Origin of the sequence: Haemophilus sp. HMSC61B11 (assembly GCF_001838615.1) — a bacterium.
GTDB classification, from domain to species: domain Bacteria; phylum Pseudomonadota; class Gammaproteobacteria; order Enterobacterales; family Pasteurellaceae; genus Haemophilus_D; species Haemophilus_D parainfluenzae_AD.
This window is the reverse complement of record NZ_KV837971.1, coordinates 214,644-239,494: the sequence shown is the minus strand read 5'-3', so window position 1 is coordinate 239,494 and position 24,851 is coordinate 214,644. Positions and strand designations below refer to the sequence as shown.

Annotated in this window: 22 protein-coding genes, 2 other RNA genes and 1 pseudogene; 10 read left to right on the top strand and 15 right to left on the bottom strand. The window is 39.2% G+C overall.

All coding sequences use genetic code 11. The annotated features are described in order from the left end of the window. Window positions 1-49: 49 nt before the first annotated feature. From HMPREF3263_RS05360 to potA, 4 genes are all read right to left on the bottom strand, one after another. Window positions 50-1,132, bottom strand: coding sequence for an extracellular solute-binding protein (locus tag HMPREF3263_RS05360; RefSeq protein WP_005698550.1), 1,083 nt, complete (start codon window positions 1,130-1,132; stop codon window positions 50-52). A 134-nt stretch (window positions 1,133-1,266) separates the two neighbouring features. Continuing rightward, window positions 1,267-2,037 carry a spermidine/putrescine ABC transporter permease PotC gene (gene potC / locus HMPREF3263_RS05355; RefSeq protein WP_005695832.1) on the bottom strand — a complete coding sequence of 257 codons (771 nt, stop codon included), beginning with the start codon at window positions 2,035-2,037 and terminating at the stop codon, window positions 1,267-1,269. Then, the gene (potB, locus tag HMPREF3263_RS05350; RefSeq protein ID WP_005698572.1) at window positions 2,037-2,897 is read right to left on the bottom strand and encodes a spermidine/putrescine ABC transporter permease PotB; all 861 of its coding nucleotides are present in this window, start codon (window positions 2,895-2,897) and stop codon (window positions 2,037-2,039) included. The genes potC and potB overlap by 1 nt, the downstream gene beginning before the upstream one ends. After that, window positions 2,881-3,999 carry a spermidine/putrescine ABC transporter ATP-binding protein PotA gene (potA, locus tag HMPREF3263_RS05345; RefSeq protein ID WP_005698520.1) on the bottom strand — a complete coding sequence of 373 codons (1,119 nt, stop codon included), beginning with the start codon at window positions 3,997-3,999 and terminating at the stop codon, window positions 2,881-2,883. Before potA ends, potB begins: the two co-directional genes overlap by 17 nt. A 277-nt stretch (window positions 4,000-4,276) precedes the next feature. Between potA and pepT the strand changes: the two genes are divergently transcribed. Further along, on the top strand, window positions 4,277-5,512 hold the full coding sequence (gene pepT, locus HMPREF3263_RS05340; protein WP_005698590.1) for a peptidase T: 1,236 nt from the start codon (window positions 4,277-4,279) through the stop codon (window positions 5,510-5,512). A gap of 164 nt (window positions 5,513-5,676) precedes the next feature. On the opposite strand, the gene HMPREF3263_RS05335 is transcribed toward pepT, so the two are convergent. The 5 genes from HMPREF3263_RS05335 to proQ all read right to left on the bottom strand — a co-directional run bounded on the left by HMPREF3263_RS05335 (window position 5,677) and on the right by proQ (window position 11,300). After that, on the bottom strand, window positions 5,677-6,306 hold the full coding sequence (locus tag HMPREF3263_RS05335; RefSeq protein WP_005698525.1) for an MBL fold metallo-hydrolase: 630 nt from the start codon (window positions 6,304-6,306) through the stop codon (window positions 5,677-5,679). A gap of 64 nt (window positions 6,307-6,370) precedes the next feature. Beyond that, window positions 6,371-6,931 carry a peptidoglycan L,D-endopeptidase MepK gene (locus HMPREF3263_RS05330; protein WP_005698502.1) on the bottom strand — a complete coding sequence of 187 codons (561 nt, stop codon included), beginning with the start codon at window positions 6,929-6,931 and terminating at the stop codon, window positions 6,371-6,373. A gap of 75 nt (window positions 6,932-7,006) precedes the next feature. Further along, on the bottom strand, window positions 7,007-8,476 hold the full coding sequence (locus HMPREF3263_RS05325) for a L,D-transpeptidase family protein (protein WP_005699445.1): 1,470 nt from the start codon (window positions 8,474-8,476) through the stop codon (window positions 7,007-7,009). Between the two features lie 78 nt (window positions 8,477-8,554). Continuing rightward, complete coding sequence (prc, locus tag HMPREF3263_RS05320) at window positions 8,555-10,624, bottom strand: carboxy terminal-processing peptidase (RefSeq protein ID WP_070853071.1); 2,070 nt, start codon at window positions 10,622-10,624, stop codon at window positions 8,555-8,557. 28 nt (window positions 10,625-10,652) lie between these two features. Continuing rightward, window positions 10,653-11,300 carry an RNA chaperone ProQ gene (proQ, locus tag HMPREF3263_RS05315; protein ID WP_070853070.1) on the bottom strand — a complete coding sequence of 216 codons (648 nt, stop codon included), beginning with the start codon at window positions 11,298-11,300 and terminating at the stop codon, window positions 10,653-10,655. Window positions 11,301-11,469: 169 nt separating this feature from the next. Between proQ and HMPREF3263_RS05310 the strand changes: the two genes are divergently transcribed. Both HMPREF3263_RS05310 and HMPREF3263_RS05305 read left to right on the top strand, forming a co-directional pair. Then, window positions 11,470-12,723 (top strand): PqiA/YebS family transporter subunit, encoded by a 1,254-nt coding sequence (locus tag HMPREF3263_RS05310; RefSeq protein ID WP_070853069.1) that lies wholly within the window; start codon window positions 11,470-11,472, stop codon window positions 12,721-12,723. Next, window positions 12,707-15,364, top strand: coding sequence for a PqiB family protein (locus HMPREF3263_RS05305; protein ID WP_070853068.1), 2,658 nt, complete (start codon window positions 12,707-12,709; stop codon window positions 15,362-15,364). The genes HMPREF3263_RS05310 and HMPREF3263_RS05305 overlap by 17 nt, the downstream gene beginning before the upstream one ends. A 71-nt stretch (window positions 15,365-15,435) precedes the next feature. On the opposite strand, the gene HMPREF3263_RS05300 is transcribed toward HMPREF3263_RS05305, so the two are convergent. Continuing rightward, window positions 15,436-15,981 carry a KdsC family phosphatase gene (locus tag HMPREF3263_RS05300; RefSeq protein WP_070853067.1) on the bottom strand — a complete coding sequence of 182 codons (546 nt, stop codon included), beginning with the start codon at window positions 15,979-15,981 and terminating at the stop codon, window positions 15,436-15,438. Beyond that, complete coding sequence (locus HMPREF3263_RS05295; protein WP_070775477.1) at window positions 15,981-16,916, bottom strand: KpsF/GutQ family sugar isomerase; 936 nt, start codon at window positions 16,914-16,916, stop codon at window positions 15,981-15,983. Before HMPREF3263_RS05295 ends, HMPREF3263_RS05300 begins: the two co-directional genes overlap by 1 nt. A 124-nt stretch (window positions 16,917-17,040) precedes the next feature. Between HMPREF3263_RS05295 and rnpB the strand changes: the two genes are divergently transcribed. Beyond that, an RNA gene (gene rnpB, locus HMPREF3263_RS05290) (RNase P RNA component class A) lies at window positions 17,041-17,417 on the top strand. 87 nt (window positions 17,418-17,504) lie between these two features. Here the strand turns inward: rnpB and dinB are convergent. Next, window positions 17,505-18,572, bottom strand: coding sequence for a DNA polymerase IV (gene dinB, locus HMPREF3263_RS05285; protein ID WP_070853066.1), 1,068 nt, complete (start codon window positions 18,570-18,572; stop codon window positions 17,505-17,507). A gap of 109 nt (window positions 18,573-18,681) precedes the next feature. After that, entirely contained in the window at window positions 18,682-19,179 is a 498-nt protein-coding gene (locus HMPREF3263_RS05280) for a hypothetical protein (RefSeq protein ID WP_049384967.1), read from the bottom strand. 107 nt (window positions 19,180-19,286) lie between these two features. Here HMPREF3263_RS05280 and ssrA point away from each other — a divergent pair. Both ssrA and HMPREF3263_RS05270 read left to right on the top strand, forming a co-directional pair. Then, window positions 19,287-19,652: a transfer-messenger RNA gene (ssrA, locus tag HMPREF3263_RS05275) on the top strand. A gap of 200 nt (window positions 19,653-19,852) precedes the next feature. Then, window positions 19,853-20,431, top strand: coding sequence for an NAD(P)H-dependent oxidoreductase (locus HMPREF3263_RS05270; RefSeq protein WP_005698586.1), 579 nt, complete (start codon window positions 19,853-19,855; stop codon window positions 20,429-20,431). Window positions 20,432-20,788: 357 nt separating this feature from the next. Here HMPREF3263_RS05270 and HMPREF3263_RS05265 read toward each other — a convergent pair whose 3' ends face one another. Together HMPREF3263_RS05265 and HMPREF3263_RS10795 are read right to left on the bottom strand one after the other, a co-directional pair. Continuing rightward, complete coding sequence (locus HMPREF3263_RS05265; protein ID WP_070592276.1) at window positions 20,789-21,409, bottom strand: DUF1269 domain-containing protein; 621 nt, start codon at window positions 21,407-21,409, stop codon at window positions 20,789-20,791. 102 nt (window positions 21,410-21,511) lie between these two features. Then, window positions 21,512-21,814, bottom strand: a complete 303-nt coding sequence (locus HMPREF3263_RS10795; protein ID WP_218117720.1) for a hypothetical protein — start codon at window positions 21,812-21,814, stop codon at window positions 21,512-21,514. A 368-nt stretch (window positions 21,815-22,182) separates the two neighbouring features. On the opposite strand from HMPREF3263_RS10795, the gene HMPREF3263_RS05255 reads away from it, so the two are divergent. The 4 genes and pseudogenes from HMPREF3263_RS05255 to HMPREF3263_RS05240 form a co-directional block, all read left to right on the top strand. Beyond that, the gene (locus tag HMPREF3263_RS05255) at window positions 22,183-22,806 is read left to right on the top strand and encodes a LysE family translocator (protein WP_070853065.1); all 624 of its coding nucleotides are present in this window, start codon (window positions 22,183-22,185) and stop codon (window positions 22,804-22,806) included. Between the two features lie 145 nt (window positions 22,807-22,951). Next, entirely contained in the window at window positions 22,952-23,488 is a 537-nt protein-coding gene (locus HMPREF3263_RS05250; RefSeq protein ID WP_049371211.1) for an elongation factor P hydroxylase, read from the top strand. 97 nt (window positions 23,489-23,585) lie between these two features. Further along, window positions 23,586-24,668, top strand: coding sequence for a peptide chain release factor 1 (prfA, locus tag HMPREF3263_RS05245; RefSeq protein ID WP_070853064.1), 1,083 nt, complete (start codon window positions 23,586-23,588; stop codon window positions 24,666-24,668). Then, window positions 24,668-24,851 (top strand): annotated as a pseudogene (locus HMPREF3263_RS05240) (protein-(glutamine-N5) methyltransferase, release factor-specific); the annotation flags it as partial. The gene prfA and the pseudogene HMPREF3263_RS05240, both read left to right, overlap by 1 nt.

Sequence of the window (24,851 nt, the reverse complement as noted above, 5' to 3'; positions counted from 1 at the left end):
AAAGTGCGGTCAAATTTGACCGCACTTTTTGTTATCACTTGAGAGCGCATTATTTTGCTGCTTTTAACTCTTGGTAATACTGTTCATAGTATTGGATTGCATCACCTACATCATCTTGCCAGTAGCTCTTTTGAAGAATTTCTGCTGGTGGATAAATAGATGGATCTTCAGTGATTTCTTTTGGAAGGACTTTTTTCGCTTCTAGGTTAGCTGTTGGGTAACCGATCGCTAAAGTCAATTTTTCCGCTGCTTTTGCACCTAATAAGTAGTTAATTAACTTGTGTGCACCATCTGGGTTTTTAGAGGTTTTAGGAATCGCTAAAGTATCAACCCAAAGAACAGGACCTTCTTTTGGGAACACCATATTTAATGGCGCTTGTTCTTTTTTCGCGATACGTACAGAACCATTCCATAACTGACCTAATTCTACTTCACCAGAGATGAAAGAGTTTGCAGGGTTATCTGAATTGAAAGAAAGTACGTTTGGACGTAATTTTAACAACTCTTCGTAAGCTTGCTTGATAATTGCTGGATCTTTGGTGTTTGGATCTTGACCAATTTTTAATAATGCAATATTGAATACTTCACGCGCATCATCCAATAATTGGATTTTGTTTGCGTATTCTGGTTTCCAGAAATCCCCCCAAGAAGTGAAGTCAGAGCCTTTATAGGTATTGGTATTAAATGCAATACCTGGTGCACCTAACAACTGAGGAAGTGAGTATTTATTGCCTTTGTCATAAGGTTTGTTGAGCCAATCAGGGTCTAATTCTTTGATAACAGGTAATTTACTGTGATCTAATTCTTGTAGCATGCCTTCGCGTGCCATTTTAGATACAAAGTAATTAGATGGCGCAATAACATCATAACCGCCTGCATCACCTTGGGTTTTCATTTTGGCATACATGGTCTCATTGGATTCGAGACTTGCTACGATAACTTTGATACCAGTTTCTTTTGTGAAATCATCTAAAAGACCATCTGGTACATATTCAGTCCAAGTATATAAGTACACAGTATCATTTGCTGGAGCCTGTGCTTTTGTTGCATCAGACTTGGCTTCTTTGTCGTTACAAGCAGTTAATGTAGCGGCAACTAAACCGGCAGTAAGCAAACCTGCAAATTTTTTCATTTTTCTTTGTTCTCCGTAAAAGAGGGGTAAAAAACCACCTGCATTTATGCAGGTATAAAAAAACGCCTTGATTGTGCGTCAAGGCGTATTTTATTTGATCTTAAAAGATTTGTGAAACCTTTTTATATCAATGTTTAATGATTATTTTTGCGTGTAACTAATTGACTTAAAATGACTAATCCTAATGAAAGTACAATCATAATCGTTGCTAACGCATTTACTTCTGGTGTTACACCTGTTTTTACAAGTGAGAAGATACGCAATGGTAGGATTTCATAGCTCACACCACTTACGAAAGACGATACGACAACATCATCTAATGAAATAGTAAAGCTTAATAACCAACCAGATACCACAGCCGGTAAGGCAAGCGGTAGGATAATTTTACGCAAAATGGTGACTTCGCTCGCACCTAAATCTTTTGCCGCTTCAAGCATTCTTGCATCAAAGCCATTTAAACGCGAGAAAATCGTTACGGTAACGTAAGGTAAACAGAATGTTACGTGCGCCAATAATAATGACCAGAAACCAAGCGAAATTCCTACAACCATGAATAAGGCAAGTAGAGAAACCGCCATTACGATATCTGGTGACATCATGACGATAAATAACATACCACTTACCGCTTGTTTACCACGGAAACGATAGCGATAAAGCGCAATCGCGGTTAAACCACCCACAATAGTTGCTAAGGTTGCTGCAAAGAAAGCAATCGTGACAGAGTGGAATGCTGCTTGGATTAAGGTATCGTTATTAAATAAACGCTCATACCAGTTCCAACTAAAGCCTTTCCAACTTAAACCATAACGGTCTTCGTTGAAGGAGTTAGTCACCAAGATAATAATTGGGATATACAAATAAGCGTATACCACAAACATAAAAATATTACGTAGTAAACGACTCATTATTCTAACTCCACTTTCTTATTCAACAATTTATTTGCACGATAGTAAACGAAAATCAACAATGCCATTAAGATGGTTAAGCCGATACTGATTGCCGAACCAAATGGCCAGTTACGAGAAATTAAGAACTCACTCTTAATCACGTTACCAACTAATAATACTTTCGCACCACCAAGTAAGTCAGCTACGTAGAACATACCCATTGCAGGTAGTAATACTAATAAACAACCTGCTACGATACCTGGCATGGTTAATGGCAAAATCACACGAAAGAAACGTTGAACCGCATTCGCGCCTAAATCTCTTGCCGCTTCTAATAAACGTCCGTCTAATTTTTCAATAGCAGAGTAGAGCGGTAGAATCATAAATGGTAAAAGGAGATACACTAAACCAATGATTACAGCTACTTCTGTATTTAAAATACGAATAGGCTCACTCAAAATGCCCATATCCATTAACATGGTATTTAACACACCTTTCACACCAAGGAATACTTTCATTCCATAGATACGAATAAGTGAGTTTGTCCAGAATGGCAATACCACGAGGAATAACAAAAATGGACGATATTTTGGATTAATTTTGCTGACCATAAAGGCAAATGGATAGCCAATGAGTAAGCAAATAATCGTCGCAATGCCAGACATATACAATGAGTTCCACACAACCTGTGCATAAAGCGGATTAAACAGGTTCGCGTAGTTATCTAAAGTAAATGGCAAAGCATAAAAGTCGCTACCATCTCGGGTTAAAAAACTTACGGTTAATACTAATAAGTTTGGAATTAGCACAAAGAAGATTAACCAACTGAAGATAATTGCAACAGTAATTTTCTGGAATTTATTATTGATTATCTTCATCGTTGAGTACAACCTCCCAACCTTCGTGCCATGTAATACCTACACGTTGACCAACGCTGTGATCCATATGTGGGTCATCTTCGTTAAAGAACTCGCTCACTAATACGCGTTTGCCGTTATGATCAAATTCTACGGTAGACTCAAGCGTCATCCCTTTATAGGTACGATCCACAATGCGACCAATAATTGCATTTGAGTGCTCATTTTCGTCAAGCTCTTCAATCACAATATCTTCAGGACGTAATAATACTTGTAGTTTTTGACCTTTTTCAGCAGAAATACTGGTGTGAATATCACATACACGACCTTCTACATTAGCAAGTAGCTCATCATCAGATTTACGCTCAATTACAGTTGCATCAAATACGTTGATTTCACCGATGAAACGAGCGACGAATAAGTTGGCTGGATCTTCATAGATTTCACGTGGTGAACCATCTTGTGCAATTTTACCTTTACGTAATAAGACGATACGGTCAGACATGGTAATCGCTTCTTCTTGATCGTGAGTAACGAAAATAAAGGTAATGCCAAGTTGACGCTGTAATTGTTTAAGTTCGTTTTGCATTTGTTTACGTAACTTATAATCCAGCGCAGATAAAGATTCATCAAGTAGCAACACTTTTGGCTTATTCACAACAGCACGAGCAATCGCGATACGTTGTTGCTGACCACCAGAAAGTTGAGCTGGTTTACGGTCGGCCATTTCTTCTAATTGCACCATACGCAATGCATCCAGAACACGAGGTTTAATCTCGCTTTCTGCCACTTTTTGCATACGCAAACCAAAAGCCACGTTATCAAAAATAGTCATATGCGGGAATAATGCATAACTTTGGAATACGGTGTTAATGTGGCGTTTTTCCGCCGGAACATTAGTAATGTCCTCACCGTCCAAAATAATATGACCTTCATCTAATTCTTCTAAACCCGCTAATAAACGCAAAACTGTAGTTTTACCACAGCCAGAAGGGCCAAGAATTGTGACGAATTCACCGTTATTAATGGTTAGATTGAAATCATTAATGATTGTGTTGGAACCATAGGATTTTTTGATAGAACGAAGCTCAATAATAGGCTTGTTTTGAACCAGATTTTCCACTAGCTTTGGTTTTCTCCCTAATTTCACCAATTTGATTGGTACTGAGTAGAAATAAACCTGCAAAAAATGATGCAGGGGCGACATAAAATTGAAAGGATATGATATAGCGAATTGTTAATGATGAAAAGGATTTAATCGTGTTTTTAGGAAAAAATTATCGAAAATTTGACCGCACTTTTTTCAGAAAATCTTATAACTCTCTACTTTATTGTTATATATCAAGAACTGTAACGAATTTTGGGATTAGACTAGTGCCGATATAAAGGAGAATTTTAAAATGGAAGAACATAATAACAATGAATTATTACAGCGATTTTTAACTTATGTCGCGTTTGATACGCAATCTAAATCGTCCGCAAAACATTCACCTAGTTCGCCAGGACAAATGAAATTAGCTTTGCATTTGCAGCAAGAATTAATTGAATTTGGTTTACAAGATGTCAATGTGACTAAGCATGCCGTCGTAACGGCTTATTTACCCTCAAATCATCCTAATTTAACACAAACCATAGGTTTTATTTCCCACTTAGATACCTCACCACAATGCAGTGGTAAAAATGTTCAACCAGAAGTGATCGAAAACTATCGGGGGGGAGATATCGCATTAGGTTTAGGGGAAGAGTTTATTAGCCCCGTGTATTATCCATTTTTACATCAGCTTATTGGCAAAACTTTGATTGTGACAGATGGAACCACTTTACTTGGTGCAGATAATAAGGCCGGAATCGCAGAAATTATGACCGCACTTTCTGTCTTGCAACGGGGAAATATACCACATTGTAATATTCGAGTGGCATTTACGCCTGACGAAGAAATTGGTTTGGGAATGCATTATTTCCCATTGGATGATTTTTCTTGTGATTGGGCATATACCATTGATGGTGGGGAAGTGGGTGAGCTCGAGTATGAGAATTTTAATGCCGCAACGGCAAAAATCACCTTTAAAGGTCGGAGTATCCACCCTGGTTATGCGAAAAACAAATTAGTGAATGCGCTTACCTTAGCTTGTGAGTTTCAACAAGGCTTTCCAAAAGATGATGTTCCCGAAAAAACATCAGGAAAAGAAGGTTTTTTCCATTTAGATGATTTTAAAGGGGATATTGAGAAAGTTGAATTACATTATCTGATTCGAGATTTTGACCAAGCTAATTTTGAGCAACGTAAGGCGTTTATTTATCAACTGGTGGAAAAATTTAATAGAGAGAAAAGCCTAAAAGACCCTGTGGAATGTGTGATTGAAGACAGTTATAAAAATATGTATGACACAGTCAAAAATGTCCCACAGGCTATTAAGCTCGCGGATGCGGCAATGAAAGCTTGTGGTATAACACCAAATCACAAACCAATACGGGGTGGAACCGACGGGGCATTTTTAGCGGAAAAAGGCTTAGCTTGTCCAAATATCTTTACTGGTGGCTATAATTTCCATAGCAAACATGAATTAGTGACCCTTGAAGGGATGGAAAAAGCCGTCGAAGTGGTTATAAAAATAGCAAACTGTAAAGATTTGTAAATTAGTGTAAAGAAAAAGCTTGCATTTGTCATAATATGTCAATATAATCGTTAGCGTTTTATCGAGATTCCTTTGATAAAGCTAAACTTTAGAGATTTTATTCATAAATTCCTTTTTGGTGCTCCTAAGAAATTAGGAGCTTTTTTTACCCTAAATTCAGATTTTTACTTCAAAAACGGATTGCTTCGTTTTTCTTGTCCAATGGTTGTGTAAGGACCATGTCCCGCAATGACAAGCATATCATCATTTAATGTAAATAATTTATTCTTGATTGATGAGATCAATGTATCGAAATCCCCGCGAGGGAAGTCTGTACGACCAATACTGTTTTGGAAAAGGACATCACCGGTAAAGGCGATATTTTTTTCGTGTTCAATAAAACCAACATGGCCAGGTGTATGACCAGGAAGGTGAAGAATTTCAAAGGTAAATGTGCCAATTTGAATTTTTTCCCCTTCTTGATTAAACCAGCGATCTGGCGTAAACGCGGAAATATAAGGTAAGCCAAACTGCTGAGATTGTTGTGGTAGACTTTCAAATAGGAAACGATCTTCTTCCTGTGAGCCCCAGATTTCAATGTTAAAATGATCGCGAATCGCTTCAGCTGCCCCTACATGATCAAGATGACCATGCGTTAATAAGACTGCTTTTAGGTTTAATTCTAATTCCTCAATACGTTGAATAAGCTTTTCCGCATTACCACCAGGATCGATAATTGCCGCATTTTTTTCATCATCCCAAATAAGTGAGCAATTTTGCTGAAAGGCTGTAACTGGAATAATTTCAATATTCATCTTTTTTCCTTATCGTTGATAACAAAAAACCGCACTAAAGTGCGGTCTAAAATAAAACTGTTTTTTATGCACCACGCCATGTTCTTACAGGGCCAGTATCCACGTGAATAAAATTACTATACGGATAATATCCTACACCACCGCTATCAAGATTTTCAGCCGCTTGGCGTAATCTTGCTAAAGGTACACCAGGGATTCTAAAATCGATAGCCTGGCCTTTAATATGATAGCTATTGCTTGCTACATCACGACTTTGTCTACGGCGCATGGCATTTGTTGCTGCACTACGATAGCCACAAATCACATCAATTTGTGCAGTGCGTAAACCTAAATTACTTTGTAACTGATAAAATTTCATGAAAAGGCTCGGATCCATTCGATGTACTTGATCTGTACGGCGATCTCTCATAAAGTAATCAAGCTTGCCAAGTATTGAACGACTAAATCCCGTCGTTGCAGAAAACTCACCAGTTAATCGTTCATTGGTGTTGACATTATAGAAACTGAGAATGCGAGGTTTAGGGGTAGAGACCATCGCTAACACCGAACTAGGCATCATGCTTGCGCCTAAAACGATGCCACCTAATGAAAGCCATTTACGACGGTTTTTGTCAATGTTACCCATTTTTTAGTCTCTTTTATTATTCATTCTTCACTCTAGACACATTTTTCCTTAAAAAGTTCTAGTGTGAACATTTTTTTAAAGATATTTTTTCACAACAGCCCAGTCGATACCATTAAAACTTGCTGCATCATCGTATTTATAAATATCTGGTAAAACTTGTGTTTGACCGTTTTCAACCCATGCAGTCACATAATATAAGAATACAGGATCATTTGTACGAATGTTCGCAGAAGTAGTTTTTTTGCTTGCTAGGATATTACGTTTTCTATCTTCTGACCAGCCAGCTTCTTGCAATAGGATAGAAGCAAGTTGATCGGATTTTTCTACACGCACGCAACCAGAACTTAATGCACGGTCTTTCTTACTAAATAAGTTATGATTTGGGGTATCATGAAGATAAATTGCATCAGAGCTTGGCATATTAAATTTATAGTTACCTAATGCACTATCGCCAGCTGCTTGGCGGATACGGTATGGGAATCTATCACCAATACTACTCCAATTAATAGAGTAAGGATCGATAGTGTTACCTTTGCCATCCAAAATAGAGTAGTTGTGTGCTGCTGCGTAGCCTGGGTCACGTTTTAATTTCGGTAAAATATCTTCATTGATTAAACGTGTTGGGGCATTCCAAGGTGGATTAACAACCACATTGCTCAAACGGCTGTACATTACCGGTGTACGACGTTCATTTTTCCCCACGATAACGCGCGATTCTAAAATTGCTTTGCCATCACGATAATATTTCAATTGATAGCTGGGAATATTAACAAAGATTCCATTTTCAAAATCAGGAATAACACGTAAACGTTGTGCATTAAGGGCAAGTTTTTTACCCATTTCAGAAATACCTGAAGCTGAAATCATTGACGGTAGCGATTGTACCGTTTCACGGTATAAACGATTATGGTTAGATAATCCATTTACAAAGCCCGAAACATCATTGTTTTTAACCGCACTTTGCCATTGGTCAATAATTTCTTGATTTGGTAATTCTGGTTTATAAGCATTCGTTGCGTATAACCAACGTTGCGCTTGTTGATTTACATTTTTGCTGTAATACAAGTAATCAAGGAAAGCATCACTTAACAATACATCATAGGTGAGCCCGCCCGTTTTTTCAGCGTTATGTAAATTAACTAATGATTGAGCAGAACGTTTAGAAATGCCTGATGCAACCATAGCTGCATATTCACGTAGGAATTGTTTCTCAGCCGCCTTGTCTTTCCACATTAGGTCATATTTATTATCGGCATATAATTTAGCCAAAATTGGTTTGAACTGTAGATTTTGTTCACCAATTTCATGTGTTAATGACATCTCTAGCATCGCTTGCTTTTCAGCGGCAAGACGAGCTTGATCTTCTTTGATTTCAGCTTCAAGTTTTGCTCGCTCTTCTGGACTTAATTTAGACATATCAACGCCTTTATTTTCGGCTTGTTGAGGCTGTCCAACTGTTTTGGCCCATTCAGCTAATGCACAACCTGACGTCATCATTGATAATGATAAGACTAATGCGCTTAATTTCATTGTTCCTTTTAACATTGCTGTACCTTTAAAAATATTCATAAAAAATAACCGCACTTCAGTTTTTTATCTGCTAAAGTGCGGTCAAAATAATCGTTATTTTGTTGCTTTTGCCGCTTCTTGTTTTATTTCAGCATCCACTTTTTGTTGATTAGCATTAAGTTTCACTAAATCAGCTGCCATTTTTTCCGCTTCTTTTAAGAAGAAATCTGGCGCTTCATAGTCTTTTGGCAAATCATCAATGTCTTTTAATGCTTTTTTACCTTCACGTTTAAAACGATCATTTAAATCTTTTAAACGTCTTGCATCATCTTTGTCATTTTCCACTTTGCGTTCTTGGAAATTCAATGACAAGAATTTGCGCTCACGACGTTCATCACGGATTTTAAGATCTTCATTTAACGCAATAAACTCAGGATCTTTTGCAATACGCTCAAGATGTTTTTCATTTAATGGTTCAACATCTTTACGCGCTTTATTGGTTTCAGAATAAGTTGCCGGCGGAATTTTATCCCAAGGTAAGGCGTTATCTTCTTTTTCTTCACCAATTTCTTTGGCATCAATAATTTCAGGGAAATTAATATCTGCTGCTACACCTTTTAATTGGGTTGAACCACCATTAATTCGATAGAATTTTTGGATAGTGTATTGCAACACACCAAGTGGTGTTTGGTCTAAATCATAAACAAAGTTTAATGAACGACTTTGTTGTACCGTACCTTTACCAAAGGTATTTTGCCCAATGATGATACCACGGTTGTAATCTTGCATTGCTGCAGCAAAAATTTCAGAAGCAGACGCACTGAAACGATTAATCATCACCAATAATGGTCCTTTATATTGCTGGGCATTGTCGTCATCTTCGTGTACACGAATACGTTGATAAGCATCACGAACTTGAACCACCGGACCATCAGTAATGAATAAACCACTCAATGCGACGGCTTCTGTTAAAGCACCACCGCCATTTTCACGAAGATCCACAATTAAAGCGCCAATTTTTTTCTTCTCAGCATCTACTAATAATTTTTTCACATCATCAGTTAAACCAATATAGAAACTTGGGATTTTAATGACACCAACTGTTTCACCCTCTACTTTAGAAACAGTGAGTTTTGCTGCTTGGTCTTCAATACGTACTTTATCGCGAACTAAAGTGACAATACGGCTTTTTCCACCTTTTGCAGGTTCAATTTCAAGACGAACTTTTGTTCCTTTTTTACCTTTGATTTTGTCAACGATATCTTCTAAACGCCAACCGATAATATCTTCGATTTCGCCTTTTTCTTGGCCAACACCAATGATTTTATCGCCTGCTTGTAATTTTTTACTGCGTTCAGCCGGTGCACCTGGCACTAAAGACTTGATGCTGGTTTCGTCATCTTCAGATTGTAATGTCGCACCAATTCCTTCTAAAGAAAGGTTCATGCTTTCATTAAAGCTTTTTGCAGTACGCGGAGCAAGATAGCTTGTATGCGGATCGATTTCTCGAGCAAAGGCATTAATATAAATCTGAACAATGTCATCCGCTTTGGTTTGAGTTAATCGACGAATGGCTAAATTGTAGCGTTTAGTCAGTTTTTCTTTAATTTCAGGCCATTTTTTATCTTTTAATTTCAGGCTGATTACATCATTTTTAACACGTTGTTCCCAAAGCTTGTTTACTTCTTCTTCGCTTGTAGGAAAAGGTGCTTTTTCACGGTCGATCTCAATTTGATCATTACCTTTTAAATCAGGTTCTTGATCTAATAAAGATAATGCATAAGCATAACGTTCATAGCGACGTTTCATCATCAGATCGTAAATCGCAAATGCAGCTGAAAGATCGCCCTCATTAAGTTGATCATCTAATTTAGAACCATATTTAGCACGTAAATCATCAATATCTGATTTTAAAAAGGTGTTATGGCTGTAATCTAAGCTTTTAATATAACGATCAAAAATCTTTTCGGAAAAGGCGTCATCAAGCTGGAATTTACGATAATGTGATTGTGTTAAACGTGTCGTTGCACGCTTTGTTGCTAACTGGTTTGCGTCAGTTGCGGAAGGAATCGTAATATCACTTTGCTTTAATTTCGGCTGCACGGCAAATGTGTCAGACGAATGAAGAAATAACGCACCTAAAATTGCTGTCGCAATAAGACTTTTGGTTGTATGTAATTTCATTTAACCTTTCCCGATAAGAAATAAATTATTAGGCAAATAAACGATCTGCGGTGACAGTCATCACTAAACCATTCTCAAGTTCTACGCGAGCACCGTCTTTTTCTACATTTAATACCGTCGCATTTTTTGCTTGCTCACCGACTTTAACTTTTACTTTACTGCCTGCAGAAAGTGTCGTGAAATCAACCGCACTTAGTTTCATTTGTGGTGCTTTTGGTTTGCGAGTTGCTTGATTTGCATTTGGTTTACGAGCAGGTCGTTTTTGTTGTGCTTTTTTCGCTGCTAATTCTGCTTTGCGTTTTTCTGCAAATTTGGCTTTTGCTTCTGCTAATTGTTGAGCCGCATGAGAAACGTGTTCTGCATCTAACACACCAGCAGGATTGCCGTATAAATCCACACGCTCAGCACCTTCGCGGCAGCCGTGTAAATAGCGCCAGTTGGAGGTGTATTGACGTAAAGCCTGACGTAATTGAGTTTTGCTAACACGTTCATCATCTTTTAATGCTTCAGCAAGATCTTGGAAAAGACCAATTTTTAATGGTTTTGCCTCACCTTCTGCAACAAAGCAAAGCGGGAATTTTTCCACAAGATATGCAATAATCGCTTTTGTATCAGTTAATTTTTGAACGCCTTCAGCATTATTTTCAGCTTGGGCTTCAACTTGAGAATCTGTCATTTCTGAGTTTTCCTAGGATAAAAAATAAAAACTTGCACAGTTTACCGCACTTTTATAAGGATTGACAATGGTTGGACAGAATAATTCCGTTTCTAACTCTAATGAATAACTTCACAAATTCCCTTAATTCAGGCTAAAATAGTCCACTTTTATAATTTCTGAAAACATAATGACAAAAACACCTGATTTTACTCATGCCACTTATAAACTCGTGCGTTGCATAGGATGCGATGCAACGGTGTCTGTTTGTCGTCCGCAAGAAGGGGAGCACGCGCAATGTCCGCGTTGCCATCATAAATTGCAATCAGGAAGTCGTTGGTCACTTAAACGTTGTTCATTAATCGCCCTTTCTATCTTAATTTTAATGCCATTTGCTTTAGGTTATCCATTATTGAGCTTAGATTTGCTGGGTACTAAAATTGATGCTTCTGTTTGGAAAGGAATTTGGAAAATGGCAGTAGAGGGGTATTCCTATACTGCATTTATGATTTTTATCTGTGCTGTTTTAATGCCTGTCTCTTTTGCGATTTTAGTCATTATGTTGCAGCTTTCTAAATTACTCAAAATTAAGCCTCGTAATGTCTTATTATTTGTGGGTTATATTAAGCCTTGGGTCATGTTTGATGTGTATTTAGTTGCACTCGGTGTTACCATGTTTAAAGTGCGCGAATATGCCACTTTAGAAGTGGATGTGTATTTAATTGCTTTTGTTTTTACTGCACTTTTAACCACGTTATTATTCATTAAAATTAATTTAGATGACTTATGGCATGATTTTTATCCCGAGCAGAAACCAGTTACCAAAAGCGATAAACCTTTAGAACTTTGTACAGCCTGCGATTACACTTTTTTAAAAGAAGATCAACAATACGATCACCGTCATCGAGCCATTTGCCCACGTTGTGCATCGCTTATTGAAATACCAGAGAGTGTAAAATTACAACGTGTTTGGGCGACATTAGTGGCGGGGATTATCATGCTTTTCCCTGCAAACTTGCTCCCAATATCTGGCGTTTATTTGACAGGAAGTTTGTCACAAGATACCTTGATGTCGGGTGTAATGTCATTTATAAGCATGGGCAGCTATTTTGTTGCTTTCGTGGTATTCTTCGCCAGTATTTTTGTGCCCGTAAGCAAAATCCTGATTATGTTGTATTTACTGGCAAGCGTGCATTTTAAATGGAGACATTCAATTAAATGGCAAATGCGGCTATTACATATCATTCACTTTGTAGGACGTTGGTCAATGCTGGATCTTTTTGTGTTAGCCTTGATGATGTCTCTAGTAACACGCGGACAGATTATTAATTTTACTGTAGGCCCTGCGGCATTTTATTTCGGTGCAGCAGTGTTTTTAACTATGATTTCAACTTCTCAGTTTGATAGTCGATTAATTTGGAAAATTTATGACAGAAAACAATAAACCAGAATCTCAATCTATTGATGAGCAATCTAACAATGTAGAAGCGTTATTACGTAAGAATAAACGCATCTCACCGTTTTGGTTGTTACCTTTTATCGCATTATGTATTGGTGCCATTTTATTTTTCCAAATTGTACAAGAACGAGGAAAGACTATTACGATCACGTTCTCTAATGGGGCAGGGCTCGTTGCAGATAAAACCCCTATTCGCTATCAAGGTTTGCAAATTGGTGTCGTGAAGAAGGTTAACTTTACCGACAATATGCAAAAAGTGAAAGTTGAGGCAAATATTTATTCTGAAGCAACAGAAGTGTTAAAAGAGAATACCAAGTTCTGGCTTGTTCAGCCAAGTGTGTCTCTTGCAGGTATTTCAGGCTTAGATTCTTTGGTTTCAGGAAATTATATTACCCTCCAACCAGGTGATGGTGATTCAGAAGATGAATTTATTGCGGAAGAGCAAGGCCCTATTGCACAAGTCAATCCTGGGGATTTATTAATTCATTTAATTTCAGATGACTTAGGTTCAATTTCGATCGGTGCTTCTGTGTATTTCAAAAAAATGCCAGTCGGGAAAATTTATGATTACCGATTCAATAAAGACAATAAAGTTGAAATTGATGTGGTGATTGATAAAGCCTTCGCGCATTTTGTGAAGAAAGATTCACGTTTCTGGAATATTAGCGGTATTAACGCCAACATTAATTCATCTGGTATGAATGTGGCAGTGGAAAGTTTAAATGCAGTGGTGCAAGGTGCCGTATCATTCGACTCGCCATCAGATAGCCCGCAAGCGGTGACTAATAGCAATTATATCCTTTATTCTAATTTACAAGCGGCTAAACGCGGGATTGAAGTTGAAGTGACTCTACCTGTTTCAGCAGGTTTACAAGCAGGACAAACTTCAGTTTATTATGGTGATGAGCAAGTTGGTTTGCTTTCGTCTTTAAGAACCGTCGAAAATAATGAAGATATTTTACAAGGGACATTATTAATTGAGCCAAGTCAGGCTAATCTCTTAAAAACCAATACGCACATTGTGTTGAAAAGTCGCAAGTTAGATTTAGGTGATATTGCCAATCCACAGAAATTCTTCCGTGGTGATTATTTCGAAATTATTCCAGGAAGTGGAGAAAGCAAAACGCAATTCGAAGTCATTCGAGAAAATGAGTTATTACTCAAAGCACCAAATACCTTGGTTTTGACCTTAACGGCACCAGAGACTTATGGTATCGCGGAAGGACAATCGGTGTTTTATAACAATATTGCCATTGGGCAAATTGTGAAGCAGCACTTAAATGTTGATGGTGTCAAATTTGAAGTGGCGATTGCGTCAGAGTATCGCAATCTTATTCATGAAAACACTCAGTTTGTCGCTGCCTCTAATTTTGATGTGAGTTTGAGTATTGATGGCTTACGTTTTGAATCTGCGACACCATCAAAATGGTTGCAAGGTGGCGTGCGTGTCTTAGCGAAAAAAGGAAATGGCGCACCGCATTCTACCTATCCACTTTATAAGGATATTAGCAGTGCAGAAACAGGTGTTACGGGCAACTTAGTGAATCCAACGATTGTGTTACATTCCACGAATTTGCCAAGTATTAGTAAAGGTTCTGTGGTGCTTTATCGTCAGTTTGAAGTGGGTAAAATTATTAACGTAAGACCAAAAGCCAATAATTTTGATATTGATGTGTACATTTATCCGGCTTATCAAGATCTTCTAACAGATAAAAGCGTATTCTGGGTTGAAAGTGCGGCACAGATTGATATTACGCCGAAAGGCATTAGTATCCAAGCTTCACCGGTTGCTCGTTCATTAAAAGGCGCAATTAGTTTTGATAATACGGGTTCAGGCAAAAATAAAACACTTTATCCAAGTGAACTTCGAGCTAAATCAGCTGGGCAAGTGATTACGTTAATAACAGATGATGCAACCGCTTTAAGTAAAGGAATGAGTTTGCGTTATCTTGGTATGAATGTTGGTGAGGTTGAGCAGATTGCCCTTGATCAAAAAACAAATCGTATCACAGCAAAAGCATTAATTAACCCAAGTTATATGGGCATGATTGCAAAAGAGGGGACGGTATTTAAAGTGATTTCCCCACAAATCTCAGCGGGTGGAATTGAAAACTTAGATAGCCTTTTACAGCCTTACATTGATATTGAATTAGGTAAAGGTCCATCAAAAACACAGTTTAATTTAGCGCAAACCGCACAACCTCGAAATAAATACAGCAATGGCGTGCCATTTATTTTGGAAACGAGTGATGCGATGAATTTAACGGAAGGATCACCTGTGCTTTATCGCGGTGTTGAAGTGGGAACCGTTCGTAAGTTTGAATTGAATTCTTTAGGCGATCGTGTGTTGGTACATATTGCGATTACACCGAAGTATCAACATTTAGTACGCAAAAATTCAGAGTTCTGGGTTTCATCAGGTTATGATTTCAACCTTGGTTGGAAAGGCGCAGAGTTTAATACCGGTAGTGTACAGCAATTGTTGAAAGGTGGAATTTCGTTCTCGACTCCATCGGGTACGATCGTTCAACCACAAGCAACGGCAAATCAGCGCTTTATGTTGCAAGTGAAAAAACCCGCTGAAGCACCAACTTGGAATTCGGGTGCTTTACCGGCAAATCAATAAAACATAAATAGAAATAACCGCACTTTTGAATCATCAAAGTGCGGTTATTTTTTTAGGTGTTTTGAGTGGTGCTATTGACCCATATTTTTGACTGATTTTAAAAAGCCCTTGGCTGAAGTATAGACTTCATCTTTGCCCTGAGCATGTAAAATCATATCGGACATTTCACGGAATGCACCCTTCCCGCCGCCAAGTGAAAGTATATAATCCACAGCATTTTGCACATAAGGCGCAGAGTCTGCCACAGCAAAAGAAAGGCCACAGGTTGCAAAAGCAGGGAGATCGACGCTGTCATCACCAATATAGGCAGTTTGTTCTGCCGTAACACCAGCTTGTTTCATGAGATCCAAACAAGCACTTTCTTTTTCAAGCTTACCTAAAAAGAACAATTTAATTCCGAGATCACTAATTCGCTTACGTAGAATCGCAGAATCTCTGCCCGATAATACGGCGACATGAATACCTGCATCCATCAACATTTTGACACCAAGTCCATCGCGCACATGGAAGCTTTTAATGGCTTCGCCATTTGCATCATAATGGAGTAGTCCGTCAGTTAATACGCCATCAACATCGGTGATGACCAATTTAATTTTCTTTAATTTTTCGTTAATCATTAGCTTGAGAACTCCACTAAACCCACAACATTATTTTCATCATTGACCACAACAAGAGAGTGGATTTTCTTCTCTTTCATCAAGTCTTCTGCTTTCGCTAAGAATTCATTTTCATGAATGGTTTTCGGTGAAGAGGTCATTAATTCTTTCGCGGTTTTATTAAGCGTGTCCGCACCATTAGCGGTTAATGCTCGGCGCACATCACCATCGGTAATAATGCCTTTAAGTTGTTGATTTTCCATCACTAATGCCACACCCATGCGACCTTCATTCATAATGCTTAAACAATCAGTGAAGCTGGTTTCTGGTGTCGTAATTGGTAGGCGAGTTTGCATTTGATCTTTTACTTTGCATAACAAACGACGACCAAGACTTCCACCCGGATGGAATTTCGCAAAATCAGCTGGTTGGAAATGACGAGCAGTAATCAATGAAACGGCAAGGGCATCACCTAATGCTAAAGTGACTAACGCAGAAGTGGTTGGAGCAAGATTGTTTGGACAGACTTCACGCTCTACGGTGATATCTAAAACATAATCCGCATGACGAGCAAGTGTCGAGTTTTTATTGCTGGTTAAGGCAATAATTTTATTACCAAAGTTTTTCAAACTTGGAATCAGTTTATTTACATCATCGGTTTCACCACTATAAGAAATCAGCATCACAATATCGATCGGTTTTAACATACCTAAATCGCCATGAAAGGCTTCAGTCGGGTGCAGGAAGAAACTTGGGGTTCCCGTTGAGGCAAAAGTCGCCACCATTTTTTTGCCAATTAGCCCTGATTTACCAATACCACCAATGACTAAACGACCTTCGCAAGCAAGAATAAGATCCACAACTTGAGAAAACTCATCATCCAAGCGTTGGCTTAGTTGTGCGAGCGCTTGGCTTTCAACAGAAAGGGTTTCTCGTGCGATTTGTAAATAATTCATAGGAGATCCTTATGATAGAAGTGCGGTTGAAAATAACCGTGTTTTATGGGGCTATTCTAACGGAAGTTATTAAAAATAAGAATGAAAATTTGACCGCCCTTTGAATTCCCCCTATACTACGCCGCGAGTTGGTTAGACAATCGCTGGTTTATTGAAGCCCTTAACCGTGTTCGCACGACCTAGTGGGACAAGTAAACGAGAGGAAAGTCCGAGCTACAAAGGGCAGAGTGCCGGATAACGTCCGGGCGGCGTGAGCCGACGACCAGTGCAACAGAGAGCAGACCGCCGTGAAAACGGTAAGGGTGAAAGGGTGTGGTAAGAGCACACCGTGCCGTTGGTAACAACGTGCAGCAAGGTAAACTCCACTCGTAGCAAGACCAAATAGGAACTCAATGGGTGGCCCGTCCAGAGTTCGGGTAGGTTGCTTGAGCGGCAGAGTAATTTGTCGCCTAGAGGAATGATTGTCCACGACAGAACTCGGCTTATCGACCAACTCAATAAATTCATAAAAAAATGACCGCACTTTTGTTTTTTCGTTATCCTACTCGGGATAGAATGAATAAAAGTGCGGTCATTTTCTTTTTTGTTTTACCATAAGCTCATTTGTTCTAAATGGCTTTCTTCCGGTAACGTCACGTGTAATCCCACAAGACGAATGGATTTTCCGTGGCTACGTTGCCAAATTTGTTCCAGTAATTGCTGAAAGCTTTTTAGTGATAAAGGCAAGCCTGTTTTTTCTAAGGTCGTCACCTGAAAATCTTCAAATTTTAATTTCACCCCAATTTTGCGAAAAGCCGTTAAGGGGACATTCGGCGCGCTTCGTTCAATACGGCGAATAAGCTCAGCATAGAGATTATCTAGTAGCGCTATACCTTGTTCAACATGGCTAATATTTTCAGATAAAGTGCGTTCTACACCGATAGATTTTCGTTCTCGATATGCTTGAATTTCACGATCATCAATGCCATGGCTAAAATCCCAAATTCGCTTACCCATTTTACCGAAGATATTTAACAAAATAGATTGATCGAGTTTTTGCACATCTTCGCAAGTTTCTAATCCCATTTTCAATAAACGTTCAGAGGTAACTTTGCCCACGCCAGGGATTTTTTTCAATGGCAGTGTTTTTACAAACTGTTCAACTTCATGAGGTTGAATCACAAATTGCCCATTCGGTTTATTCATATCGGAAGCAATTTTGGCGAGAAATTTAAGCGGTGCGACGCCAGCAGAGGCGGTCAGTTTTAACTCATCAAAAATCGCTTGGCGAATTTCTTGTGCGATCCAAGTGGCGGATCCTGAACATTGTGTACAATCCGTGACATCTAAATAAGCTTCATCTAAGGAAAGTGGCTCAATGATAGAAGTGTAACGCTGAAAGATCTGATGAATTTGTGCAGATACCTGTTTATAAAGCGGCATATTAACTGGTACTAAAATCAGATTAGGGCATTTTTTGATAGCTTGTGCCGTCGGCATCGCACTGTGTAGTCCAAATTTTCGAGCTTCATAATTACAGGTGGTAAGCACACCACGTTGTCGAGAACTTCCCCCCACGGCGACAGGTTTGCCCTGTAGCGTTGGATTTTCACGGATTTCAACAGAGGCATAAAAGCAATCCATATCAATGTGAATAATTTTTCGGGTGGAATTCATGCGGTAAGTGCGGTCAAAATTAGGCGTGTTTTTAGTATATCGAAAAGAAAATAACTGTTCAACTATACAGTTATTAAAAAGCCCACATTACGTGGGCTAGATAAGAAAATTAACGATCTGAGAGAACGGTTTTATCACCAAACAGGATGACGCGTTCAATAGGATAAACATCAATTTTTTCTTGTTGGTTCATAAAGACTTTGCGTGCGTCTTCTGCCAATTGAACAAACGGAATTTGTAAATTAATATTGATGGATTTGCCTGGTTGTAATGGAGTTTCTAAATTGATTTGCATATCTTGGCTGTAAATAACTTTACGGTTATTCACATATACGCCCACCCATTGAATGTTTTTGATTGGTTTTTGACCAATGTTAGTGATTTCATGTTTGAATGCACTTAACGCTTGGCCATTTTCATCAACCACCATTTCACGATTACCAATATTGATGGCAAGGTATTTGTCGATGTTATCACTCGCTTTTGCCACTTGTTGAGTTGCTTGTGATGCTTTTGCAGGCGTTGCTTCTTTTGCAATAACTTGTGTGTTAAATGCTAAACATAATGCACCTAATGAAAGTGCGGTCAGAGATTTTAATGTTTTCATTATTCGATTCCTTATAAAAAAGTGGCAAAATTTTACCCTAACTTCTTAGGTTAATAAATAGCTTCTTTTCCTTTCTTAGATTTTTTGATAAACTGCCGAACAATTTTGGGGCTGATTCTGGATTCGACGGGATTAGCGAAGCCCAAGGTGCACGTCGAGGTGCGGTAGGCCTCGTAAATAAACCGCAAAAAAATAGTCGCAAACGACGAACAATACGCTTTAGCAGCTTAATAACCTGCTCATAGCCTTCGCTCCCCAGCTTCCGCTCGTAAGACGGGGATAAAGCGGAGTCAAACCAAAACGAGATCGTGTGGAAGCCGCCGTTTGAGGATCGAAGCACTAAATTGAATCAAACTAGCTTAAGTTTAGCGTGTCTGTCCGCATGCTTAAGTGAAATTAAAGACGAGACTAAACGTGTAGTACTGAAGGTAGAGTAATTTCGGACGCGGGTTCAACTCCCGCCAGCTCCACCACAAAATAAACCTATCAAGTCCTATAAAAGACTTTAAAGCCTTGAAAATAATGACTTCAAGGCTTTTTTATTACGCTTTTAACTTCTATCAAACTCTCGATTTTGAGTAGTACGTTTTATAGTTGGAGCTTATTGATTGGTTAAATTGTTGCATTACTAAAGTGCTTAGTAATCGGTAAATTATCAGCTAAAGGAGCAAATATGAATATTTTATTACTAGACGGTGGAAAAGAGTTTGGTCATTCGCATGGTGAGTTAAACCACACGCTTCACAAAAAAGCGAAAGAAGTTTTGACCGCACTTGGACACAATGTAAAAGAAACCGTGATTGATTCTGGCTATGATGTTGAGGCAGAAATCGAAAAATTCTTGTGGATGGATGCTGTGATTTGGCAGATGCCAGGTTGGTGGATGCACGAACCTTGGACAGTGAAAAAATACATAGACGAAGTATTAACCGCGGGACACGGCAAGCTTTACCACAGTGATGGCCGCCATCGTGTAAATCCAACTGAAGGCTATGGCACAGGTGGTTTATTGCAAGGCAAAAAACACATGCTTTCGCTTACTTGGAATGCGCCGATTGAAGCGTTCACTCGTGAAGGCGACTTCTTCGAAGGCAAAGGTGTAGATGCTTTATACATGCACTTCCACAAACTCAACGAATTTATCGGCTTGACTCGTCTGCCGACATTCTTATGTAACGATGTAATTAAAAATCCACAAGTAGAACAATACTTAGCGGACTACCAAGCACACTTGGAAAAAGTATTTGGTTAATTGCAAAAATACGTTGAAATTTGACCGCACTTAATCATTTTAAAAACCGTATGAAACGATCATTTCAGACGGTTTTTTATTTATTCATATTATTTCAATTTCGCTTTGAAGAACTGCTCGAATTTATCAAACGGAATTTTGCCCGTGTTGTTGTCGTATTCTTTAATAAATTTAGGGGTTTCCGCCATGAAATCTTTTTTGGGATTCTTCAAAATTAGGTTGAATGGTTCGTCAGGGTGTTTCTGATGGGTAAACAAGGTTTCAGATAGCTTTGAAGGCTGCCTGAAAAATATTACTTGTAAACTTACCCGTTCATTGAAAAACCCCTACATTTGGTAGGGGTCGAGTTAACAGGCTTTATTTTAGTTTGGCGGCTAGTTTGTCGAATTTTTGTTTAATGTCGGCTTTGAAGGTTTCCAATTTTTCTTTAAATTCGGCTTTGCGCTGTTTCTTCCATGCCTCGTGCGCTTGGCGTTCCACCTCCCGTTGTGCTTCTACGGCAGCCAGCACGTCCCGTTGGACGACAGTGGCATCTTGACGCAGGATGACGGTTTTGAAGCGGTTGAAGAACCCGTCCAACACGGATTCGTCGGATTCTTGAGCCAGGATAATCACGGCAGTACTGCCGTCATTCAGTTTTTGGGCGGTATTTTCTAACAGTAGACCTTCTCCGATAGTAGCCGCCGTGCCTGCGTCGCTGCCGATGAGCGCGCCGGCCGTACCACCCAGCAGCATGCCAATTGGGCCACCGAGTATGCCCACCAATGCGCCGATAAGACCGCCCGTCCAAGCCCCTCCTTCGGTGTTTGCGGTAAAGTCCGTGCTTTCCGCCGGGATAATTAGGCCGTTTTCCTTTTTAATCAGGACGGCTTGGGCAATCAAAGTATCGGCAGTCTGCGTGTAGGCCTTCAATTCGGAAAAGGCTTGATAGGCTTCGCTAGGAACGTCAAATAAGGCGACAATAACATTTTGTTTCATAGAACACTCCTTATGTGGGTTGGAAAAGCTAATCAAACACGATATGCGTTTGATTATTACCAATGTAACATATAGTGATTGAGTTAACAACTAGTGATTGAGTTAACAACGTAACGTAATAAATCGGGTTTTACCCGCGACACAGGCGAGGCGGGACTGGAAAAAGGCATTGCCAATCTGATTGTCTACGGTTCGGCATTTCTGGCCAATCCCGACTTGCGCGCCACTTTGAGCTGGGCGCAGAACTGAACTAGCCCGACCGTGCCACAATGTTCCGCAGCGTGGAGCATGGTTATACCGATTACCGGTTTTGTAATTAGCAAATAAAAGCAGCCTGCACGCGGAAAACCAAAGTGCAGACTGCTTTTTATTTTTCAGGTAGCCTTTGGCTTTCAAACGCTCCATCAGGGTACCTGAATAAATCCCCGTTCAGCTTCGCTTCTAGCGTCTCCCACCGCTCCAATTTTTCCAGCAGCAGCGTTTCAATTTCCTCCGCACAGGCTTGCAGGTGGCCGGCTTTTTCGTAGTATTTGAAGATTTCGCCTTTGCCAAAGCAAATAACGTAGAAATCGCCAATGTGCTGGAAAACTGGTTGGTAGAAAAAGGATTGAAATAAAGTAAATAGCGGTCTATTTTTGAAACGGATTTGTAAAAATGCGTTGAAATTTGACCGCACTTAAAAGCTGATTCCAACAATATCCCTACAAAAAGTTTTTCCCAGAGTACAGTTTTGTTATCATTACTCTAAAGTTTATAACGAATGGGAGTAAAACGTGGAATTTTGGCACGGTTTTTTATTAATTACAGGGATTCACTTATTAGCCGCTATTTCCCCTGGGCCTGACTTTATTTTTGTTTCTCAACAGACATTAAGTCGAGGTCGCAAAGCGGGAATGATTTGTGCATTGGGTGTTGCGTTGGGATTAGGCATACATATCACTTATTCCGTTTTGGGCTTAGCAGTGGTGATTGCACAGGCTTCATGGTTACTCACCGCAATTAAAATTGTGGGTGGCGCTTATTTGATTTGGCTAGGTGTTCACGGTTTACGTGCTAAAGCTAAAAAAGAGGTTACAGAGGTTCGCAAAATAGAAGTGGCGCCTCAAAGCCCACTCAAAACCTTATGGAAAGGTTTTTTATGCAACGTATTAAATCCGAAAGCTCCTGTTTATTTTGTTTCGGTGTTTACTGTCGTGCTTTCCCCTGATATGCCATTGTGGCAGTTAGCTATTTACGAGGTGTGGATGATGGTCTTGCAATTTGCGTGGTTTGCCGTGGTGGCATTTTTGCTTTCCATTCCTTCCGTTAATGGACAATTCCAACGTGCTGGACATTGGATCGATCGTGTACTAGGTGTCGTTATGGTTGGTTTAGGTATAAAAGTCGTTTCAAGCTAATCAAACACTTTTTTATGTTCATATCAAAAGCCGTCTGCATTTACAGACGGTTTTTATTTACCTAAGATTTTGTGAAAAACATTAAAAATGAGATAATTCTTAAACCTTTTAAGAGGCTTTATTGATAAAAATATTTGGAGAAAGCATGGAACATAAACTTGAGGACATCATTGCGATTTTTAATCAATGTTTTGAAGAAGAATATAATACGAGATTGGTTAAAGGTGGGGATGAGCCGATTTACATTCCTGCAAATGATGAGGTGCCTTATAACGCGATTTACTTTGCGAGAGGCTTTTACAGCAGCGCATTACATGAAATAGCCCATTGGTTAGTGGCGGGGAAAGAGCGTCGTAAATTAGAAGATTTTGGCTATTGGTATGAGCCGGATGGTCGTTCTGAAGAGCGTCAACGTGATTTTGAGAAGGTGGAAGTGAAGCCTCAAGCATTGGAATGGATTTTAGCCACAGCGGCGGGTTTTCGTTATTTTGCCAGTGCGGATAATTTGAATGGCAATCCTGGGGATACGCAACCATTTAAGCAAGCGGTGTATGAGCAAGTGAAAACCTATGCAGAAAAAGGCTTACCAAAACGCGCAGAAACCTTGCGTCATGCGTTGGCTCAATTTTATGGCACAGAAGATCGAATTGATTTAGCGAAATTTGATGTGACTCGCATCTAAAGTGCGGTCATTTTTAGGCAAATTTTGCGTCTGTCAATTTTCCTTAAAATCGGCTAAAATGGGCCGATTTTATTTTTGGCTTTAACTTTATAAAAATATGAAAGATTCTATTATTGCAAAACTTGAAAGTTTAAAAGAACGTTATGAAGAATTAGAGGCATTGCTAGGCGATGCGTCGGTGATTTCAGATCAGGATAAATTTCGTGCGTATTCTAAAGAATATTCACAACTTGAAGATGTGGTGAAATGTTTTAATCGCTGGAATCAGCTTAATTCTAACATTGCTGAAGCAGAGTTGATATTAGATGATCCTGAAATGAAAGAAATGGCAGAAATGGAAATTGAAGAATCCAAAGCCGAAATTGAAGAAGTTGAGCAACAACTTCAAATTCTTTTATTACCAAAAGATCCAAATGATGAATATAACTGCTATTTAGAAATTCGTGCGGGTACAGGTGGGGATGAAGCGGGTATCTTTGCCGGCGATTTATTCCGTATGTACAGCCGTTATGCTGAAAGTAAACGCTGGCGTGTTGAAATGCTCAGCGCCAATGAAAGCGAGCAGGGCGGTTATAAAGAAGTGATCGTTAAAGTAAGCGGTGATGGCGTGTATGGTCAGTTAAAATTTGAATCAGGCGGCCACCGCGTACAACGTGTACCAAAAACAGAAAGCCAAGGTCGTATTCATACTTCTGCTTGTACTGTTGCGGTAATGCCTGAATTACCAGAATCTGAAATGCCGGAAATCAATCCAGCAGATTTACGTATTGATACCTATCGTTCATCTGGTGCAGGTGGTCAGCATGTTAATACCACAGACTCTGCGGTACGTATTATGCACATTCCAACAGGTATTGTGGTGGAATGTCAGGATGAACGTTCGCAACATAAAAACAAAGCTAAAGCGATGTCTGTATTGGCTTCACGTATTGTTCAAGCCGAACAAGAGCGTCAAGCCGCAGAGCAAGCCGATACTCGCCGTAACTTATTAGGTTCAGGCGATCGTTCAGATAAAATCCGTACTTATAACTACCCACAAGGTCGTGTAACAGATCACCGTATCAATTTAACGCTCTATCGCTTAGATGAAGTGATGAACGGCAAAATTGACGAGCTTATTCAGCCGATTATTACTGAATATCAAGCAGATCAATTAGCAGCGTTATCTGAGAGTAATTAATGACCTATCAACAATGGCTTGCCGATGCTGCGCAAGCCTTAAATCAGGTAAATCCAACAGAGAATGGTAAAGTTGATGCGTTAGTGCTATTGCAACACGCAACGGGCAAATCAAGAACGCAAATTTTAGCTTTCGATGAAACGGAAATTGATGAAAAAGTGCGGTTAAAATTGACCGCACTTT

What these genes read in the sequence shown, in the direction of transcription:
- HMPREF3263_RS05280 (WP_049384967.1), bottom strand. Translation starts at nt 19,179, where the DNA reads ATGAAAACATTAAAATCTCTGACCGCACTTTCATTAGGTGCATTATGT.
- potC (WP_005695832.1), bottom strand. Translation starts at nt 2,037, where the DNA reads ATGAGTCGTTTACTACGTAATATTTTTATGTTTGTGGTATACGCTTAT.
- HMPREF3263_RS05335 (WP_005698525.1), bottom strand. Translation starts at nt 6,306, where the DNA reads ATGAATATTGAAATTATTCCAGTTACAGCCTTTCAGCAAAATTGCTCA.
- proQ (WP_070853070.1), bottom strand. Translation starts at nt 11,300, where the DNA reads ATGACAGATTCTCAAGTTGAAGCCCAAGCTGAAAATAATGCTGAAGGC.
- HMPREF3263_RS05305 (WP_070853068.1), top strand. Translation starts at nt 12,707, where the DNA reads ATGACAGAAAACAATAAACCAGAATCTCAATCTATTGATGAGCAATCT.
- HMPREF3263_RS05310 (WP_070853069.1), top strand. Translation starts at nt 11,470, where the DNA reads ATGACAAAAACACCTGATTTTACTCATGCCACTTATAAACTCGTGCGT.
- HMPREF3263_RS10795 (WP_218117720.1), bottom strand. Translation starts at nt 21,814, where the DNA reads ATGGAGCGTTTGAAAGCCAAAGGCTACCTGAAAAATAAAAAGCAGTCT.
- HMPREF3263_RS05270 (WP_005698586.1), top strand. Translation starts at nt 19,853, where the DNA reads ATGAATATTTTATTACTAGACGGTGGAAAAGAGTTTGGTCATTCGCAT.
- HMPREF3263_RS05250 (WP_049371211.1), top strand. Translation starts at nt 22,952, where the DNA reads ATGGAACATAAACTTGAGGACATCATTGCGATTTTTAATCAATGTTTT.
- HMPREF3263_RS05300 (WP_070853067.1), bottom strand. Translation starts at nt 15,981, where the DNA reads ATGATTAACGAAAAATTAAAGAAAATTAAATTGGTCATCACCGATGTT.
- HMPREF3263_RS05295 (WP_070775477.1), bottom strand. Translation starts at nt 16,916, where the DNA reads ATGAATTATTTACAAATCGCACGAGAAACCCTTTCTGTTGAAAGCCAA.
- pepT (WP_005698590.1), top strand. Translation starts at nt 4,277, where the DNA reads ATGGAAGAACATAATAACAATGAATTATTACAGCGATTTTTAACTTAT.
- HMPREF3263_RS05330 (WP_005698502.1), bottom strand. Translation starts at nt 6,931, where the DNA reads ATGGGTAACATTGACAAAAACCGTCGTAAATGGCTTTCATTAGGTGGC.
- potB (WP_005698572.1), bottom strand. Translation starts at nt 2,897, where the DNA reads ATGAAGATAATCAATAATAAATTCCAGAAAATTACTGTTGCAATTATC.
- HMPREF3263_RS05360 (WP_005698550.1), bottom strand. Translation starts at nt 1,132, where the DNA reads ATGAAAAAATTTGCAGGTTTGCTTACTGCCGGTTTAGTTGCCGCTACA.
- dinB (WP_070853066.1), bottom strand. Translation starts at nt 18,572, where the DNA reads ATGAATTCCACCCGAAAAATTATTCACATTGATATGGATTGCTTTTAT.
- HMPREF3263_RS05265 (WP_070592276.1), bottom strand. Translation starts at nt 21,409, where the DNA reads ATGAAACAAAATGTTATTGTCGCCTTATTTGACGTTCCTAGCGAAGCC.
- prc (WP_070853071.1), bottom strand. Translation starts at nt 10,624, where the DNA reads ATGAAATTACATACAACCAAAAGTCTTATTGCGACAGCAATTTTAGGT.
- prfA (WP_070853064.1), top strand. Translation starts at nt 23,586, where the DNA reads ATGAAAGATTCTATTATTGCAAAACTTGAAAGTTTAAAAGAACGTTAT.
- HMPREF3263_RS05325 (WP_005699445.1), bottom strand. Translation starts at nt 8,476, where the DNA reads ATGTTAAAAGGAACAATGAAATTAAGCGCATTAGTCTTATCATTATCA.